Annotated in this window: 17 protein-coding genes and 1 riboswitch; of the genes, 1 reads left to right on the top strand and 16 read right to left on the bottom strand. The window is 25.5% G+C overall.

From position 1 onward, the window contains the following. Positions 1–69 precede the first annotated feature (69 nt). A complete protein-coding gene (locus tag RDY08_RS10830) occupies positions 70–864 on the top strand; it encodes a substrate-binding periplasmic protein (RefSeq protein ID WP_307905640.1) in 795 nt (264 codons plus the stop codon). A 175-nt stretch (positions 865–1039) separates the two neighbouring features. Here RDY08_RS10830 and thiC read toward each other — a convergent pair whose 3' ends face one another. From thiC to RDY08_RS10750, 16 genes are all read right to left on the bottom strand, one after another. Further along, positions 1040–2314: a phosphomethylpyrimidine synthase ThiC gene (gene thiC, locus RDY08_RS10825; RefSeq protein ID WP_307905639.1), complete on the bottom strand. Its 1275-nt coding sequence runs from the start codon at positions 2312–2314 to the stop codon at positions 1040–1042. Positions 2315–2329: 15 nt separating this feature from the next. Continuing rightward, a complete protein-coding gene (locus RDY08_RS10820) occupies positions 2330–3361 on the bottom strand; it encodes a thiamine phosphate synthase (protein ID WP_307905638.1) in 1032 nt (343 codons plus the stop codon). After that, on the bottom strand, positions 3345–3890 hold the full coding sequence (gene thiF, locus RDY08_RS10815; RefSeq protein WP_307905637.1) for a sulfur carrier protein ThiS adenylyltransferase ThiF: 546 nt from the start codon (positions 3888–3890) through the stop codon (positions 3345–3347). The genes RDY08_RS10820 and thiF overlap by 17 nt, the downstream gene beginning before the upstream one ends. Next, positions 3887–4987, bottom strand: a complete 1101-nt coding sequence (gene thiH, locus RDY08_RS10810; RefSeq protein WP_307905636.1) for a 2-iminoacetate synthase ThiH — start codon at positions 4985–4987, stop codon at positions 3887–3889. Before thiH ends, thiF begins: the two co-directional genes overlap by 4 nt. A gap of 305 nt (positions 4988–5292) precedes the next feature. Next, positions 5293–6081, bottom strand: coding sequence for a thiazole synthase (locus tag RDY08_RS10805; protein WP_307905635.1), 789 nt, complete (start codon positions 6079–6081; stop codon positions 5293–5295). Between the two features lies 1 nt (position 6082). Next, the gene (gene thiS / locus RDY08_RS10800) at positions 6083–6283 is read right to left on the bottom strand and encodes a sulfur carrier protein ThiS (RefSeq protein ID WP_307905634.1); all 201 of its coding nucleotides are present in this window, start codon (positions 6281–6283) and stop codon (positions 6083–6085) included. A 291-nt stretch (positions 6284–6574) separates the two neighbouring features. Further along, positions 6575–6677, bottom strand: a riboswitch (TPP riboswitch). A 102-nt stretch (positions 6678–6779) separates the two neighbouring features. Beyond that, on the bottom strand, positions 6780–8345 hold the full coding sequence (locus RDY08_RS10795) for a flagellar assembly protein A (protein ID WP_307905633.1): 1566 nt from the start codon (positions 8343–8345) through the stop codon (positions 6780–6782). After that, on the bottom strand, positions 8346–11429 hold the full coding sequence (locus tag RDY08_RS10790; RefSeq protein ID WP_307905632.1) for an ATP-binding protein: 3084 nt from the start codon (positions 11427–11429) through the stop codon (positions 8346–8348). It abuts the gene before it with no gap. 6 nt (positions 11430–11435) lie between these two features. Continuing rightward, entirely contained in the window at positions 11436–12539 is a 1104-nt protein-coding gene (locus RDY08_RS10785) for a response regulator (protein ID WP_307905631.1), read from the bottom strand. A 26-nt stretch (positions 12540–12565) separates the two neighbouring features. After that, positions 12566–13360 carry a substrate-binding periplasmic protein gene (locus RDY08_RS10780; RefSeq protein WP_307905630.1) on the bottom strand — a complete coding sequence of 265 codons (795 nt, stop codon included), beginning with the start codon at positions 13358–13360 and terminating at the stop codon, positions 12566–12568. A 343-nt stretch (positions 13361–13703) separates the two neighbouring features. Further along, the gene (locus tag RDY08_RS10775) at positions 13704–14120 is read right to left on the bottom strand and encodes a hypothetical protein (RefSeq protein WP_307905629.1); all 417 of its coding nucleotides are present in this window, start codon (positions 14118–14120) and stop codon (positions 13704–13706) included. Next, positions 14117–16108, bottom strand: coding sequence for a S1 family peptidase (locus tag RDY08_RS10770; RefSeq protein WP_307905628.1), 1992 nt, complete (start codon positions 16106–16108; stop codon positions 14117–14119). Before RDY08_RS10770 ends, RDY08_RS10775 begins: the two co-directional genes overlap by 4 nt. Positions 16109–16128: 20 nt before the next feature. Beyond that, entirely contained in the window at positions 16129–16956 is an 828-nt protein-coding gene (locus RDY08_RS10765; RefSeq protein WP_307905677.1) for an ORF6N domain-containing protein, read from the bottom strand. A 116-nt stretch (positions 16957–17072) separates the two neighbouring features. After that, positions 17073–19256 carry a glycoside hydrolase family 31 protein gene (locus RDY08_RS10760; protein ID WP_307905627.1) on the bottom strand — a complete coding sequence of 728 codons (2184 nt, stop codon included), beginning with the start codon at positions 19254–19256 and terminating at the stop codon, positions 17073–17075. 82 nt (positions 19257–19338) lie between these two features. Then, positions 19339–20373, bottom strand: a complete 1035-nt coding sequence (locus RDY08_RS10755) for a PDDEXK nuclease domain-containing protein (RefSeq protein ID WP_307905626.1) — start codon at positions 20371–20373, stop codon at positions 19339–19341. Continuing rightward, positions 20370–20534 (bottom strand): hypothetical protein, encoded by a 165-nt coding sequence (locus tag RDY08_RS10750; RefSeq protein WP_307905625.1) that lies wholly within the window; start codon positions 20532–20534, stop codon positions 20370–20372. The genes RDY08_RS10755 and RDY08_RS10750 overlap by 4 nt, the downstream gene beginning before the upstream one ends. Positions 20535–20545 lie beyond the last annotated feature (11 nt).

Raw genomic sequence — 20545 nt, 5'->3', positions numbered from 1 at the left:
TTATATATATACTAATTTTAGAATTACACAAATAAGTATAATATAAAATATAAAAAGGAGATGTTAAAAATGAAATATTCATTAAAAAAAATCATTATTATTACTGCCTTATGTTTTTCTATTTTTCAATTATCTTTTGCCAGAGATTTCATTATAGCTGGAATCCCAGAAGCACCTTTAAGATTTCATGATTCTACAGGGAAACCTACCGGAATTGATGTTGATATTATATCTTATATAATGGATAAAATGGGTATCAAATATAAAATTCTTTTAGTAAATTCATCAACAAGACTTCTTGCTCTTTCAAAAGCAGGTAAATATGATATAGTCTTTACATACTCTTATAATAAAGATAGAAATAAATATCTATATTATCCTAAAGAGTCTCATGTAACTATAACTTGGAATTTTTTTATTCTTAGAAAAAATGAAGGTAAAATAAAATATAACAGTTTTGAAGATTTACGTGGTTATTATATAGGGGCTACAAAAGGGTTTTCATATACGCCAGAATTTTGGGAAGCAGCTTCAAAAGGTATCCTCACACTTGATACTGTTGTAAAAAATAAACTTCAAATGCGAAAACTTCTTGGTGGAAGAATAGATTTATTGCCATATAATACCAATGCAGCTCTTTATGAAGCTCATGTTGGTGGTTTTTCTGATAAAATAACATATCTTAAAAAGCCACTTAAAAAGAGGGATTATTTTAATACATTTCCACGAAAATCGGATTATCCGAACATGGAAAATATTAAAAAAAAATATGACGAAATTTTAAGAAAGATGAAAGAGGATGGAACTCTTGTAAAAATATATGCTAAATATGGAATAAAATATTCTCCTAAAATAAAGAAATAACCTATACTTCATCTTTGGTACCCACAAAGGTCAATGTCATCAAGATAAGAACTGGGCTTGCCAACGGCAAGCCCCTACAGTATTAATTTGTTTTATAATGTAAGGGTTTTGCCGTTTGCAAACCCAATATAAAATTATAAAATCCTTAACTTGACGAATTTTATACAAATTACAATTAAGCTTTTTTACTTCTTTTTATTGCGCATAATTCACCACACATTGTACAAACCTCTTTATCTTTCGGCTTATCTGATTCTCTATATTTTATAGCTTTTTCAGGATTAATTGCAAGTTCAAACATTTTATTCCAATTAAGGTCCCCTCTTGCTTTACTCATTCTATTATCCCAATTAATTGCACCTTTTATCCCTTTTGCAATATCTGCTGCATGAGCTGCAATTCTTGTAGCTATAATTCCATCTTTAACATCTTCCACTGTAGGCAATCTCAAATGTTCTGCAGGAGTTACATAACATAAAAAGTCTGCTCCATGTGTAGCGGCAATTGCTCCTCCAATAGCAGATGTAATATGGTCATATCCTGGGGCTATATCTGTAACTATTGGTCCTAACACATAAAATGGAGCACCATGACATAATTTTTTTTGAATTTGCATATTTGCAGCAATCTCATTTAATGGAACATGACCTGGACCTTCTATCATCACTTGCACGTTTTCTTTCCAAGCTTCTTTTGTAAGCTCTCCCAAAATGATTAATTCTTGAATTTGTGGAGCATCTGTTGCATCTTTTAAACTTCCAGGCCTTAATCCATCGCCTAAACTTAAAGTTACATCATGCTTTTTACAAATTTCAAGCAATCTATCATAATTTTCATAAAAAGGATTCTCTTTATCATTTTCTAACATCCATTGATATAATACTGAACCACCTCTACTCACAATATGTGTTAATCTTTCATTTTTTTGTACCCTCTCAATAGAAGTTCTATTTAATCCAGCATGAATAGTTAAAAAATCTATACCATCTTTTGCATGAGTTTCAACTATACTAAAAAAATCATCTACACTAATATCTTTTATAGTTTTTCCAAATTGTGCAACTGCATCATATACAGGAACTGTCCCTAACATTACTGGAGATACATTAACAAGTTTTTTCCTAAATTCTCCTGTATTCCCAAAAGTACTTAAATCCATTATTGCATCTGCTTTCAGATTTATAGCATATTTTGCTTTTTCTACTTCTGTATCAATATTGCAAGTGTCTTCTGATACTCCTAAATTTACATTTATTTTTGTTTTTAATCCATCTCCAACCCCTTTTCCAATTAAAGATATGTGGTTTTTATTTGCAGGTATTACAACTGTCCCTTTTGATAATTTTTCCCTGATTATTTCTACATCCAAATTTTCTTCAAATGCTACCTCTTTCATCTGTTTTGTAATAATTCCTTTTTTCGCCGCATCCATTTGAGTTGTATATTTCATTTTTAATTTCTCCTTTTATTTTTTTATAATTTCATTTAACTTCCCAATCTTTTCATTCATATTTTCAGCTCCTGTTATTTCTGTTACAAGCGCTATTCTAGTTGCTCCTCTTTTCACTATTTCTTCTAAATTATTCTCTTTTATTCCTCCAATTGCTACAAAAGGAATTTTAATATTTTCACTTACAAATTCTAAATATTCAAATCCAACAGTTTTATAATCTTTTGTATTTGTCTTAAAAATTGGTCCTACTCCTAAATAGTCGGCTCCATTTTTTACAGCTTCTATAGCATCTTCTTTTGAATGAGTAGATACGCCAATAATTTTATCACTCCCTATTAATTTTCTAACCTCTTCAATTGGCCAATCATCTTGCCCAATATGTACTCCATCAGCATCTAACATCATTGCTAATTCTATATAATCATTTATTATTAAAGTAACTCCATTTTCTTTTGTTAATTGTCTTAATTCCAATCCTTCTTTATACATATCTCTAAAAGATTTCCTTTTTTCTCTATATTGAATAATTTTTATCCCATTCTCTATCATCTCTTTCACGATTTCAATATTATTTTTTCCGTTAGAACTCTCTTCCATTGTTATTCCATAAATTCCTTCTGGAATAATTTTTTTGTTAATTAGTTGTGTTACATCTTTCTCTAAATAATAAAGTTCATAACGAATAGTTTCAAATTTTTTACCTATTAAATACATATTATCTAATGTTTTTAATATCTCTTCAATAACTCTTACAGCCTCAAGAGCTCTTTTAAAATTTGCAGTTATAATTTGAGATACAGAATCTTTTTTATCAATAACACTGTTTAAAGTAATATTTTTACCTATATCATGTTCTGAATCTCTTTCTTCAATCATATAAATATCAATATCTTTTAAACTTTTTCTAATATTATGTCTAATATTCCTCAACTTTTCTGTAAGAGTTTCATTTTCAAAATAAAATCTACAAATATCTTCTACTACTCGAATTCCTTCTGAAGCTCTATTTACGTTTGCATCTAAAATTCTATAGATTTTTTTCATAAAAATCTCCTTTTTCCAATATAATATTTGCCATAATTGCAGCGACAATATTAACTTTTGTAGAAAATGTTTTATAATTTTCTACATCTTTTTCCAAATCTCCTACAATATAACAACTATTTTGAATCTTTTTTACTTTAATATTTTCGACATCATTGTCTGCAATTCCAGAAGCAGAAACTATTAAATCCTTATTATCAATAAATTTTTCTACTAACATTGCTTTATAATATTTACTATCAAAACCTTCTACAATTATATTGCAATCATTAAATATCTCTTCAATATTTTCATTAACTATTTTTTTATTTATAGTTATAATTTCTAATCTATTATTTATTTTCAATAAGTTTTCTTTTAAAGCCTCCACTTTATTTTTCCCAATTTGATTTTCAAAATAAAATTGTCTATTTAAATTTGAAATATCTATTTTATCAAAATCAACTATTTTTAATTTGGTTATACCACTTCTAACTAAATTAACTGCGACATTAGAACCAATCCCTCCTACACCTGCTATTCCTATCATATCATCTCCCAATTTTTTAATATTGGTTGATATCCCATATCTTTTATTTTTTTTATTATCTCTTCTGTATTTCTATTATCCGAAATTTCAAATTGTGGTTCTGTTTTAGCCAAAGTATAACCCCCAACTTCTGTTTTTGAGCCAGCAGAAAATTTTGTAGCACAAATATTTAATAAATTATCTCTAAATTCTGGCTTTTCTCTTGTAGAAATATTTATTTCAACTTTAGGTAAAAATAATCTATATGCACTCATAATTTGTACAAACGAAATATCATTTAAATGTGAAAAAGGTTTAAATCCTCCTTCTGCTCTGTTAATTCTTGGAAGTGACAATCCAAATTCTGTGTCCAAATATTTATCAGTTAAATATTTAGCGTGTATTCCGCTAAAAAAAGCTTCACTTTTAATATCTCCAAGTCCAAATAAATTTCCTATATTAATATTTCTAAATCCTGCTTTTGCTCCTCTTTCTGGAGTCTCAAGTCTGTAATTATAATCTCTTTTTTCTCCTGAAATATGTACTTTTTCATAAATTTCTTTATTATATACTTCTTGATAAACAGTTAACCCATCAACTCCAGCTTCAAATAATTTTGCATAATCATCTTCATCCATAGGAAACATCTCTATTCCTACAAATGAAAAATATCTTTTTAATATTTCAACAACTTTTATTGTATAATTTATTGGAGTAATCTCTTTTGATTCTCCTGTCAAAATTAAAATATGTTTAATTCCTGTTTTGGATATCTCAATTGCTTCTTTTTCTACTTCATCTAATGTTAATTTTTTTCTTGTAATATGATTGTTTTTGCTAAATCCACAATATAAACAATCGCTACTACAATAATTGGATAAATACATAGGTAGATATAAATTTATTGTATATCCAAAATTTTGAACTGTTATATCATGAGCTTTTTTAGCAATCATCTCCAAATTATTTTCAGCTTTTGGAGATAATAAATTTAAAAAATCGTAATAATCCAGCTCTTTTTTAACAAGAGAATCCAACACCATTTTTTCAGTTACTTGTTCAAAATATTCATTAAAATTAAATTCATTAAAATTTTTTAAAACATTAAAAAAACTCATTTTCCCTCCAAATTTTTGATTTATTCTGTTCTAGTTTAGACCTAACCTAAAGTCGCTAACCCTACCTCTCCGTCAGCTTCGCTGCCACCTCTCCTAAAAGGAGAGGCTTTTTGGCTCTCCCTCTGGGAGAGCTGTCACGCTAGTGACTGAGAGGGTGATTTTTAGCAAATAATAAGAAAATATAGGATATTTTTCTTAACTTAAAGCATTGACCTAAATCCTCCCCTAACTTAGAAGAGCACTATTTTATTTTTTACTTCTCTTATTCTATTTTTAAGCACTCCTAAATCATTGTCCATTGTCAATTATATCTTCCCATTTCCATTCATATGTAAAAATCCCGTAAGAGGCGAAGAAGCAGCTGCATATCTATTTTCTTTAGCTAATTTTGCTAAAAAAGCCATTCTTCCAGCTTTTATCGCCATTGAAAATGCTTCTCCCATTAATAAAGGATTTTCTGCAGTTGCAATTGCTGTGTTTACAAGTACCGCATCTGCTCCCATCTCCATTGCTTCTGCTGCTTGTGATGGTGCTCCAATTCCAGCATCTACAATTACAGGAACATTACTATTTTCTATAATTATTTTTATTAAACTTTTAGTTTGTAACCCTTTATTTGAGCCAATTGGAGAACCTAATGGCATTACAGCGCTAGCTCCTACATCTTCTAATTTTTTACAGCTTATTAAGTCAGCCATTATATATGGTAAAACTATAAATCCATCATCTGCTAAAATTTTAGTTGCTTTTATAGTTTCTTCATTATCTGGCATTAAATATTTACTATCATGTATTATCTCTATTTTTATAAAATTCCCACATCCAGCTTCTCTTGCTATTTTTGCAATTCTAACAGCTTCTTTATAATTCCTAGCTCCTGATGTATTTGGCAAAACTGTTATATTTTTTGGAATATAACTTAATATATTGTCATCAGGATTAGATAAATTAACTCGCCTTAAAGCTATTGTAATCATTTCCGAGCCACTTTTTTCTAACATACCTTTTATTAAATTTTTATCTCTAAACTTACCTGTTCCTGTAAATAATCTGTTACTAAATTCTTTATTCCCTATTTTTAAAATATCTTTCATTTTATCCTCCTCCCATAAAAGTTATAATTTCAACAGAATCCCCTTCGCTAATAATAGTATTTTCCCACTCATACTTTTTAATTATTTCCAAATTCAATTCTACTAAAATACTGTTTTTATTTAATTTTAATAAAAATATAAGATTTTCTACTGATATTTCTTCTAATAACAATCTTTTTTCGCCATTAATAACAATTTCCAATATATCACCTCCTAAAAAATTATGACTATTGATTAATATGCTTAAAATAATCTCTTTATTTGGGCAATTCGTAAATTGCCCTTACAAATGAACCGGTACAGATGGTATCAACCAATTAATCATTCCATAAACATAAAAAACCGCATACATAGGTATGCGGTTAAAAATATACTATATTAATATTTAAAAGTTTAAAAAATTATCCCTATTAAACTTGTAATGGAATCTCAAAATTTTTGAATATTTCATTATAGATATTTCAAATAATCTTTTTAATATCTTTTAATATAAAGTATAAAATTATCGCTTTCCTACGCTGGTATTATCCAGAAATCAGGTTCTAAGGGTCGGAAATATTTTTCCTCTCAGCAAAATTGCTCCCCTAGCGGTAAATATTTAATTTTAAAAATGAATCTGTCTTAACAACTATAAAATATCACTAATATTAAAATTTGTCAATTGTTTTTTTATTCAACTTAAATTTTCAAAAAAAAAATTACACAAACTCATGCTCTACTCTATCATCTTTTAGGAAAAATTTTATCCTCTCAATATCTTCATTTACTTCAAAATTTCTCTCTTTTAATGTTATTTTAACTCCAAAATAACATCTATTTCTTACAATTATTTTTGGAAATTCCTCTCTTTCCATTTTTTCTTTATACACATTATATCTTATTTCCAAAACTTTCTTATCATTTAATAAACCCATTTTATTTTTTATTAATTTCATAAACAGTTCTTCTTTTTCATCACCATATAATTGAGGAACATTTTTTTTTATATATTGTAAGCTAATTATATTTTTTTCTATCACTTTTATTTCCCAATCGATATCTTTTAATTTCTCTTTTATCCTCTCAACCACTTTTGATTTTCCTAAAATTTTTAATTCGGTTTGTGCCCCTGTTTTCGAACCAGCATTTAAAACTTCTATACCAGCTTCACCTCTTGTTTCTCCACCTATTATTGAACCGCTTTTAGTAATTGCTACAACTTTCCCTTCAGCATACACTTTGCAATTTATTAATCCTTCATTAATAATTAAATCTTTTTTTGTTTTTATTTCTATATTTTCTGCAAAATTAAGAAAAATATCCCCTTCTGCACTAATTAAAGAATCCTCTTTACCAAAACAATTCCCTTTTATAACAATCTCCCCATTAGATTGAAGTATCGCATTTTCTACATTTCCCAATACCTGTATTTCTCCAGTCGCTTTTATTATATATTCAGATTTTACATCTCCTCTTACTACTACGCTTCCATTAAAATCTATATTTCCTGTTTCTACTCCTACTTCTTCAACCATAAGCACATTTTCTACTTCAATTTTATTATCTCTTATTATTGGCATTCCATCTACATTAGCTATAATTTGCATACCATCTTCTGTTATTATAGTATTTTTTCCTTTTTTTAATTTTATATCTTTTCCATCTTTAGCTTTTAATACATTTCCAAATATATCATATCCATCTACCCCTTTAGTGGCAGATATTTTTTTCGCTAATACTTCCCCTTTTAATACTGTTTCTAAAAAATTTATATTTTTAAAATCTGCTTTCCCATCAATATCAATAGTAGGTCTTTTAGTCTTATTTTTTTTCAATCCTTTTAGATATTTTGTATAAGAATTTTTACCATCTATGGGAAATTTCCCTTCTGCTATTTTAATTTTACTGTTAAAATTTTCTATTTCTATCAAATCTTTTATTGCTTTTTCTTTTATCCCTTTTATTATTCCCATATTCTGCAACTCATCTATTATATCAGAATAATCAGGAATTTTTCCACCTTGCGAATATCCAACTATTAAATAGGCTTCCATTTTATTGGTACTTACTGTTATTTCAAAATGAGACTTCAAAGATATTTCTCCATAATATTCTGCTATTTTTACTTCCTCTCCTATATGTTCAAAAGCATAACTTATTTTTTCAACATCAGGATTTTCAACATCATTTTCAGCTATAAAAGATATAAGCTCATCCATACTTATTTTTTCAGTTACTATTACAAATACACCTTCATCCATTTTATTTAATTTAATTTTATCCATTTAAACCACCTTAATTATTGATTTTAAATTATTAATTAATTCTTCAAGTCCTTCATCATCAAAAGTATCTATAATTTTTTTAAGCTTTGGTTTTATTTCATTATAATATATAAGATTTTTATCCATATTTTCCATTATAAATTCCAAATTATCAGGATCAAATATATATAAATTTTCTTCTAAATCTGAAATAAATTTTTTTAACTTTTCTTTTTCTCTTTTACTATAAATATTTATAATTTTATTTTTTTTAACACTGATTATTGCCCGTTTTATTACATTATAAAATTTTTCTTTCTCTATTGGTTTTGATATAAAATCATAACACCCCAATTTAAAAAAATTTTCTTTTACTTTTTCCTGTGCATCTGCTGTTAATATTATTTTTTTTATTTTTATATATTTATCATATTTATTTAATTCTTTAAGCGTTTCTTCTCCATCCATAATAGGCATTTGCCTATCTAAAAGTAATATATCATAATCACTTTTCTTTAATTCTTCTATTGCTTCCAATCCATTTTCAACTGATACACAATTTAATCCTAATTTAGCAAGTAATTTTTTTATTAACAGTTGATTATATTCACTATCATCTGCAAGTAAAATTTTATATTCTCCGTTTGCAATAAAATTTTCACTTATATTTACCTTATATTTTTCTTTCTTTTCTAAATATTTTTTAGGAATTATAGATATTATATTTTCTATTTCATTCATATTTTTTATAATTAAATTATAATTTGGATTATCTTTTAAAGCTTCTTTATTAATCTTTTTCATTATAATATAGAGATTTTCTATTCCCAAATTTCCACAAGTACCTGCTGTTTTATGACTTATAAAAGCTATATTTTCTTTATTTCTATCTTTTATATTTTGTTTTAAATCTTCTATTTTTTCATTTAAAGTGCTTAAAAATGAATAAAACATCTCTTCTAATTCAGGGTCTTTTTTCCATCTATTTATTAATGCTTCTCCTAATAAATTTTCATCTTTTTCTTCTGGTGCATTTATTTTTACTTGAAATTTACTTCCTTCCCCTTTTTTACTTTCTAAATAAATATCTCCACCAAGCATTACCGCTAAATTTTTACTTATTGACAATCCAAGCCCTGTCCCACCATATTTTCTTGATGTTGAGCTATCTTCTTGTGCAAAAGGATTAAATATTTTCTTTATATTTTCTTTACTTATTCCTATTCCACTGTCTTCTACTTCGAAGATTAGATTGCCTTCACTATAATCATAATCTGCAAAAAATTTTACACTTCCTTTTTCTGTAAATTTAAAAGCATTACTCAATAAATTTATAATAATTTGTTTTACTCTTAGCTCATCTGTAAGAATAATATCAGGCACATTCTCTGATACTTCATATATAAAATTTAGCTTTTTTTTATTTTTTATATCTAAAAAAATCAGATATATTTCATTAAAAACTTTTCTTATTATTACATTTTCTTTATTTAGCTCCAATTTTTTTGACTCTATCTTTGAAATGTCCAAAATATCATTTATAAGTTCTAATAAATTTTTAGATGAATATTTTATTATTTTTAATAGTTCTTTTTTAGCTAAATCATCTTCATCTTCATATAACAAATCTGAAAATCCTATTATAGAATTCATTGGAGTTCTTATTTCATGGCTCATTGTAGCAAGAAATGTACTTTTTGCTCTATTTGCTTTTTCAGCCTCCTCTTTTGATTTTAACAATTGATTTCTTTTGATATCCAATTCAAAAGATTTTCCTATACTTCTTGCGATACTTTCCAGCAAAGTATAGTTTTCGCTATAAAATTTTATTTTTTCTTGTTCTTTAAATCCAATTATTAATACTCCTAATGCAAATGATTCATTAAAATATATCGGTGCCCAAAATGATATTTTTATATCCTCATTTTCAAATATATTTTTATTTTCTTCTTCTAACATAATTATTCCTTTGTTAAAAACATCTTCTTCAATTATTTTTAATAACAACTTATTATCAGCTTTTATTTTTAATTTTTCATCTTTTATTATTTGAAAATAATTGTTTATCTCAAACTTCTCCTTTAAAACAACATCTTTTAATTGTAACTTTATAATCATAGAACAATCGGATTCAAGTGTTTTATTGCATAATGCAAGATACTCTTTCATTTTACCTTCTATACTCTCAAATGTTTTTAGATCTACATAAGATATTTCTTTTATTTTTGACATAAATTCCATTAATCTTGTACTACCTTCAATAAGAGATTCCTCAATGGATTTTCTATAAAAAATATTAGTCACTACTTTTTGAATAATATTAAAAAAATCAATTAAAAATTGAGATACCATATTTTCTTTTGAAATTAAAAAAATAAAACCTAAAGGTTCTTTTTTTATACCTATAGGTATCATCACAAAAGATTTTATCCCCATTTTCTCTAAAAATTTCTTTTCTTCAAAATTATTTACATTATTCAGATTTTCTGTTTTCAGATAGATTATTTCCATATTTTCCATCTGTTTTTTCAACCATTTCCTTGTACCTATATTATATTCTTCTGGAAAAGTGCAATTTTTATCTCCAATAAAAAAATATTTTTTCATTTTATTTAAATTTTTATAATTATAGATCCCTGCACCATCAAACCCAATTTCAGAAATAATTTCTCTGAGAAAATTTTCCAAATAATTTTTTAATTCATTTATATCAATGCTAATAGCTTCTATAGAAAAATTTATAAATAGGTTTTTCAATCTATTTTTCAAACTAATATCTTTTAATCTGTTATTTTTTATTTTCACTTCTTCAAATAAAGTTATTTTTTTTTCATTTTCTGTTTTTAAATACATAATTTTTACAGGTATTATTTCTCCTATAAAATTAATTATAAAATATTGAATGTTTTTTCCAAAAATAGTTATATTTTCAACATTCAATTTTATTAATTCATTATAGTTTTTATTTATGACATCTTTTTTATTAATTTTTAAAATATTACAGATTCTATCATTAGCAAAAGTAATATTCCCAGAATCATCACTTACTATAATTCCAACGTTCGAATTATTTATTATCTCCTCTGTTAAATTCTTAGATCCCAAAATATATCACCTACCCGCTCTTATATGTTCCTCTACTTTTTTTAACACTTCATTTTTATTAATAGGCTTTTTTATATAGTCATATGCACCTTTTTCAAATGCTTTTGCCATATCTTTTATATCTGTCATAGCACTTATAAATACTATAGGTATCTCCTTAGTTTTTTTATTATTTTTTAGAGCTTCTGCAATTTGATATCCATCTATTCCCGGCATCATTATATCCAAAAGTATAATCCCTATATCTTCAGAATCTAATTTACCTATAATTTTCATAATATCATAGCCACTTTTTGCGACAATTACTTTATGTTTTGTATATGTTTGTATTATATTAGCTAATAGTTGCCTGTTTTCTTTAGAGTCATCTACAATAAGTACTTTTTTATTTTTGCTTTGTGCTTTTGTTTTAATTTGAATATACTCTTTTATTTTATCTAAATTTTTTATTACAAACTTTGCTTCTTTGTTTAATTCCTCTTTTTCTACATCTAACTTTTTTATTAATTCCTCTTGATCTAACTTAAAAAGTTCTTGAGATTTTTCTATATAAGGTTGTGCATAATTTATTATGAAACCTATCAATTTTTTATTATCTTCTTTCTCCTTCTCTATTTTTTTTAAAAGTTCATCTAATTTTTCAATTTTTGTATTAACTACTTTTTCTTTTGATGTAAAAAATTTTTTTTCATAATTATATTTTTTTATCTTATTTTTTATCTCTTTTCTTTCAATATATCTTTGTACACAGCTCTTTATAATTGGTATAAATTCGGTATTATATGTCCAAGGTTTTTTTATATATGCAGAAATATGATAACTATTTAAAACAGACATTATTGTAGCGGAATCGCTATATCCAGATAAAACAATTTTTTCTATATCTGGATAATATTTATTAATATATTCTAAAAGTTTTTGCCCATTTACTTCTGGCATATTCAAATCCAATACCACAACATATATGTCACTTGTAATAGTTAAAATTTCAAGAGCTTTTTCTACAGAATTCGCAAAATATTTTTCATATTCTTGTGAAGTGAGCTTTGTTTTAATAGAACTTAATATATTCTCATCATCATCTACAAATAAAACTCCATATTTAGCCATTTTTATCCCCCCATATAAAATAATTTCTATTTCTTAACCTCTATCTTCTCTTCTCTTTTTTCATTAATAAATTTTGATAATTGTAATATCTCTTCTTTTATTTTTTCATACTCTCCATTTTCTTTTAATTTTTTTAATCCCCTATTAAATGCTTCCAATTTTAATTTAGCATCTTTGACCTTTTTAGAAAATGCTAAATACTGATTTTCCATGGTTACAATAGGTTTTAAATATTCTTCTTTTCCATAAAATTCTTTAAAATATTTTTTTATAATATATTGTGTTTCTAATTTATCGCCTATAATCAAATCCACTCTTCCATATAACAATTTTTTAACATTAAGAATATCGGTAGAAGTTAAATCAAAGTTATATTTATACTTTTTCATAGTTTCTAAATATGAATATCCCCTAACTCCTCCAATTCTGTATTTTTTTAATTTTTTATAATCTCCATCAAATTTAATACTGTTTTTTTTCATAGAAACAAAAACTATTTCATTGGGAAAAAATGGTTCTGACAATAAATATTTTTTATCTCTTGATTCAGTTTTCCACATTGCATATATTCCATCAACTACTCCCATATCTAAGTACCCTACTGCTCTAGCCCAAGGAACATATTTTATTTTCACATTATACCCTTCTTCATTAAATACTTTTTTTATTAACTCTGCAACAGCTCCTCCATTTTTTAACTTTTGTCCATAATATGGCTCAAAATTTATTGTAGCCAATGAAATTGTTTTGCTAAATATAGTTACATTTATAAATAAAAATATTATAATAAATGACTTTAAAAAAATAATTTTTTTATTCATATTCAACTTGCCTCCTATTTTTAATTTTACTATACAAAAACCCAAATATCAATAAAAAAATAGGAAATCTGACATTTTACAGATTTCCTATTGAGAAAATATATTTATTATTATTAAATTTTCAAACGCCTTACTTAATATATCCATAATAAACAAATCATAGTGTTCATTACATATTTTATTTTCCTTTATCATTTTATTGGTAACCTTATGATATTAGATTTTGTATGCTTTTTTAATTTATTTTTTTATTTCCCAATAAATATTATACAACCATATTAACACTGATGAATAAAAATTGGTGGATAATTATCTTCGTTTATCTGTGACTAAAATTCTACAATTATTTTACACTATCCTCTTTACCTATATCTTCAAAGTTTTTCCCTTGCTCATATTTCACAAAATCACATTTGTTCTTTCTCTTTTTTTCTACTATATTCTTATATAATTCTTTATAATTATCTGGTGTTGCTTCTCTGCTCCAGATGTTTTTATAACATCCAAGTTCCCAAGGTAAATTTGATTTTTCTATAAATTCAAACCTATTATCCAAAAGTTCCTGCCTTTCTATTGGAGTTAATGGCATCCTAACAGGTCCTCCTCCTTGTCTTATACTTTTCATCAAGTAATGGCAATTTATACATTTTTGTTCAAATTTAGAATCTCCAAAATCATTTTCAACTCTTTTTTTTGGTCTGTTTTTCATAATAAGAAAGATCCCTAATATTATTATTATTATAGAAATAATATTCATCATTTCATCTCCTTTTTTATTTGTAAATTTGATTTAAACTCATTCATCATATTTTTTATTTCATTTTCATCTTGTTTCCCTTCTAAATAAAAGCTCAAACTATAAATTTTGTTTTTATTGTTCTTTATAGTAGTTACTATCCTTGTTTGTCCATCATTCATATACACCTCATTATCAAATGGATATTTATTATCTACTATTTTCCCCCAACTATTTTTATAATCTTTATCCAATCTATCATCTGGTCTTAAGTTTTCAAGTAGATAAAATGCATTATTACTATTTTCATTTTCAGAAACATATATTCCCTTTATTCCTAATTTTACATTTTCTTTATTTTTTATAAAATTAGAGATAACCAACAAATAACTGTCTTCATCTATTTTTATTGGAATTTTATTTTGATACTTTATACTAACATTTCCTGTTGATAAATTCAAATTATCCTTTTTACTATAATCTAATTTTAATCCCACTAGATTTTTTTGTAATATATCTTTTAATGTTAAAAATTCTTTCCAATCTTTTAATGTGCCATCATAAGATACCAACACAAAATTACTTATCATTTTAAAATCATACTTTAAATTGTACGTATCATCAACTGTTCCCATCATTGATAATCCCACAAATCCAGAAGGTGTTGGCAAAATCATTGTTGTTAATTGCAAATCATTATACACTAAATCCCATGTATTAAATATCCATTTTCTTCCATATGCATCAATATAATTTGAGCTAACAGGTTGTTTATCTACAGATGTAATTCGTATATCCTCTCCTGCAAAATTTCTATACAAAGGTAACCCTTTTAAAGCTAAATTTAACATTTTTGTTGGATTATCCAAAATATCTTTTTCTTTAATATTATTTGGCTTTTTAAAATATATCATATTAAAATCATAAAGTTGTCCATACTGTATTAAGCTTTCATTAGGCAGTTCATTTTTTTCTATTTTTTTAGGTGTAAAAGCTTTCCATTCTCCATTATCAGCCTTTGCTAAAACATATGGGAATCTATTAGTATATTCATCATAAATTATTTTTAATGAATTTTCTCCATTTGGAAAAAAATCTTTTTTATTTTTTTTATAAATCGCATCTAAATTTTCAATATATTCTTTATGATAATCTTCTGTAATATCTCTCCTTATTTCATTTATGCTTTTAGGCAATTTTTCTTTAAAATCATAATATTTATTTACAGTTTTATCATAATTATAAAATCCATAACCAATTTTTTTATGAATAACTAAACTATTATCAAAAAATTTCATAGTTTCTAATATTGGCAAAGCATAATTTAGATTTTCATTTTTAGATTTCATTAATATTATTCCTATAATATTTCCATCTTTATCTACTAAAGGTCCTCCACTATTTCCAGGAGATGCAGGTGCAGAAAATCTTATCCAATTCCATTTTCCATTTTCAGTTTCAGGAGTTGTTGAAGTCAATACTCCATTTCTAATAACAATTCCATCTCCTAATGCGTTTCCTACTGTAAAAACTGGTTGATTTATATTAAACTTTTCTTTTATTGTTAAAAAATCTTCATTTTTAACATCTCCTTTTACAGAAAACACAGCAAAATCTTTATTTGAAGAATATTTATACACTTTATCTATTTTGTATACTTTTTTATTTTTATCTCTTATAAAAAAATCCTTAAAAAATGTTTTTTTATCCAACGCTAATACGTGTCCTGCTGTCATAAATTTATTTTCACCAATTGCAAATGCTGTTCCTATTGAATAATATTTATCATTTCTATTTGAATATGATAATTTTTTAACAGGCAATTCCTTTTCATACTTAAATCCTTTTACTTCTACTTTTTTAACTAAAACTTCATAAACGCTTTTATTAATTTTAGAAATTATCTTCTTGTCCAAAATCAATGTTTTTTGATTAGAATTTTCTTTGATTTTTGTAGAACTACACCCTATCACTGTGAATAATAATATTAATGCTACTGCTATTTTTTTCATTTTCTCCTCCTGTTTATATTTTATTTTAACTTTCCCATAATACTAATAATTTCAGTATCAAACTTTGAAAAAGCAAACCATTTTTTCCCTAAATCTTTTAAAGAAGCTCCAAAATGATAAACTTCCTTTTTATCTATTATCATAAATCTATCATGAGAATCATTGAATTTTTTTAATTTTAAATTTTTATATTGCTCATTATATTTTTTAACATCAAGCCTCAATTTATCGCTTATATTCTTTGTATATATTTCAATTTTTATATTTTCTGTATTTTTCGAAAGAATAGTAAGGACACTTTCATCTATATAATTATCTATTAGAATTATTGAGCTCTTAGATTTTTTTATAATATCAGAAATAAAAACATATGCATCAAATATTTCTCCATTAAAAAATATACCTTGTTTCTGTTTTAGTCCTTTATTTTTAATAGCATTAAAAATCATTTCAAATTTTTCATCTGATGTTTTTTGATAATTTTCAAGGCTATCAAGTCTTTTAAATATTTGTGCATTTTCTGACAAAAAATTTTTCATATTAACAAAGGTTCTGATGATTTTTACACTTATTTCTATTGCAGTTGGACTTCTTAATACAGCACTAAGCATTGATACCCCTTGCTCTGTAAATGCAAATGGTTTAGCACCACCAAAATAACTTTTTGATGGTATCACAGATTGTGACACCAAATATTCAATATCGACTTCTTCTAATTCAAACATAAAATCTTCAGGAAATCTCTCTAAATTCCTTCTTACTGCCTGTTTCAAAGCTCTTGTTTCCGTCCGATAAAATGCCGCTAAATCTCTATCAAGCATTATCCGCTTATCTCTAATTGAATAAATTTTATTTTTTATATCATATTCATTTAAAGTAATTATCTCATTTTCTATATCTGCTCCTTTTTTCTATTTGTTATAATAAAAACGCTGTCTCTACTATTATAATATTTTATTAATTATTATTCAAACAAAATTTTATTATCTCCTTTTTTCAATTCTACTACTTTTTTAATAACTCCACCATTTTTTACTATCTTCAAATTAAATGTCATCTCTTTTTTAATACCTTCAAACTCAACACTATCTTTCTTTAAAATAATTTTTATTTTTGAATAATCTCCCTTTAAATAATTATTACTAATTCCATCATCATTATATAACGTAAATTCTGATTTTTTCTCTGCTGGAAATAATAAAATCAAATCTTTAAATGGTAATATTGCTCCCTCTTTTATATATACAGGTATTTTATTTATATCTCTTTTTACTTTTATTTTATTGCCACCTACAATTTTTTTTAAATCATAAAAATCATACCAATTACCTTTTGGCAAATAAACCTCTTTTTCTTTTTTTTCTCTTATTCTTCTAACTACTGGTGCTGCCATTAAAAAATCTCCAAAGAAATATTGTAAACTGCTTTTTTGTGCAAAATTATCTTTAGGATATTCAAGATACAAAGGTCTCATCATTGGAACTCCATTTAAATATGTTTCATAAGCAGTTGAATAAATATATGGTAACATTTGATATCTCAAATCAATATACGATTTTAATAGTTTAGTTGTTTCATCATCATACATCCAAGGTTCTCTTGGAGAAAAAGAGCCGTGTGCTCTAAATACTGGTACAAATGTTCCAAATTGCATCCATCTTATAAACAGTTCTTTTTTAGGTTTTTTCCTATCACTAAGAAATCCTCCAACATCACTTCCCCAATATGAAAATCCAGATATTCCAGCATTAATTCCTATTCCTATTTGTTTTCTGAAATTTATATATGATGATGATGAATCACCAGACCATACAGACACATTATATTTTGCACTTCCTGTAAATCCACTTCTACTTAAAATTAATGGTCTTTCATTTGGAAAAACCTTTACCATTTTTTTATAAATAAGCTTTGACCATTCTCTATTATAATAATTGTGAAATTCAAATTCACTATATCCATTAAAATAAGCTTCTGTAGGATCTCCTTCAGGTTCTCCTAAATCAGTCCAAAATCCATCAATTCCTGTTTTTCTCATTTGTACATATCTATTTCCAATAGTGTCAAAACTGTTTTTAGCAATAGGATTCATTATCCCACCATATTCAGATCCAAAACACCACCATCCACTTAATTTTAAAGTTTTTCCATATTTATCTTTTGCGAAAACTCCATTTTTATTAAAATCTTTATAACTTTTAGAGTCAACTGTAAAAAATGGTTCTGATATTGTTATTAATTTAACTCCATTTTCTTCTAAATATCTGTCCAATTTAGCAACATCTTTCCAGTTATCTTTATCCCAATCTAAATCTCCCATATGTTTAAACCAGTATAAATCTAATATCACTCCACTTACAGGTATATTATATTTTTTAAATTTTTTAATTAAATTATAAACTTCCTCACTATTTTTATATCCATATTTTGACTGTAAATATCCAAAAGCCCATTTAGGAATTAAAGAGTTCGATTTAGAAAATTTATAAAATTCAGATACTATTTTTTTAGGACTATTCTCATAAAAATAATAATAATCTAAATACCCATATTTAGAATAAACCTTTGATACAGCAGAGCCTCTCCTTCCAAATTTAAAAATATCTTTAGAATTGCTATTATAATAATATGCATCACCACCAGTTGTAAAATAAAATGGAATATATAATTTAGCTTGATTGCCATATTCAGCTTTTTGATATATCATAAATTGTTTGGCTATAATTGATGATTTATCATTTGCTTCTCCCATTCCGTGAAATAGTTCTTTATCATAACTATTTTTAATTTCTAAAAATCCTTTTTTAGTAATAGAAAAAACTGAACTATACAACAGTTTATTATTAGACTCTAAATTAACTTTATAACCATTTTTAATTTCTTCAATTATATATTTTCCTAATATATATCTATTTCCATCTTTTTTAATTTTAACGTTAGATTTTTCTTTATTTATAAAAAATCTGTTCTTTTTTAATTTCATATCTTTAGATAATGCAGTTACTCTTAATTTCCCCTTTGTAGTTTCATAAAATGAGATATTTATCCCATTTTTAAATTTTAATTTTAGCTTGTTGTTATTAATTGTTTCTTGAGAAAAAATATTTATAGACAACAATATAAATATTAGTATTACTATTTTTTTCATTTTTTAATCTCCTTGTAATTTATTTTTTGTTACAGGTGTTGTTCCTGGAATTATTTTTCCAAAATTTCTACCTTCTCCCACATCATTTTTCTACTACCTCAAACTCATCTCTCAACTTCTTCTCCAAATCCTCAATACTCGGCAGTTTCGTTTGTAAATTTTCAGGAATAATGTCATTATACTTATACTCTGCAATACCCATAGGTTTATTCATATCACGAAGTGTATATTCAGCAAATATATTATTTTTCTCTTTACATAAAATTATTCCAATTGTAGGATTATCATCTTCACTTTTTAAACTGTCATCAACAGCAGATAAATAAAAGTTCATCTTACCTGCATATTCAGGCTTAAATTCTCCTGTTTTTAATTCAATAACTACATAACACTTTAATTTTATATGATAAAATAATAGATCAAGGTAAAAATCTCTATTAGCTATTTCTAAATGATATTGATTTCCTACAAACGCAAAACCTGCTCCAAGTTCTAACAAAAATGAACTTATATGTTTTACTAGCTCTTTTTCAATTTCTCTTTCAAGAGCATCTTTTTCAATACTTAAAAAATCAAATATATATGGATCTTTTAAAGTCTGCATTGCAAGTTCTGACTGTACTTTTGGTAAAGTATTTTCAAAATTTGTTACTTTTTTACTATCAGACCTTTCATAAAGTTGATATTCTATCTGATGAAGAAGAACATTTCTTGACCATCCGTTTTCAATAGTTTTTTCTATATACCATTTCCTTTTATTATCATCTTTTATTTTTTCCATTAATGTAATATTATGATACCACGGAATTTGTGCAATAACCTCTTGCACAAATTGAAAATCTCTATATGTATCAGAAAATTTACGCATATATTTCAAGTTTCTTTCAGAAAAGCCTTTAATTTCAGGAAACTCTTTCTTTAAATCCTCTGATAACTGTTTGATTATTTTTGCTCCCCAACCTTGTTTTTCTTGGCTTATTAGAATACTCTTTCCAATCTCCCAATATAAAATAATTAACTCTTTATTTGCTGATAATATTGCTCTTTGTTGAGAATTTCTAATTTTTAATTTTAATTCTGTAACAAATTCTTTATATAGATTTTTCTCTATACTCATATTCTTAGCTCCTCAAAATTAAAATCTTCATCTGCTATTTTTGATGTAATTCCAACATATGTACTATATGTTAAACTCCAATCATTTTTAGTAATATCTTCCTTACCTGTAAGTTTACATAATTCTTCTATATTTTCACGTTTTTTTATATTATATAGCATTATGTTCCCCC

The organism is Haliovirga abyssi, assembly GCF_030295325.1.
Taxonomy (GTDB): domain Bacteria; phylum Fusobacteriota; class Fusobacteriia; order Fusobacteriales; family Haliovirgaceae; genus Haliovirga; species Haliovirga abyssi.
This window is presented reverse-complemented; position numbering and strand designations above follow the sequence as displayed.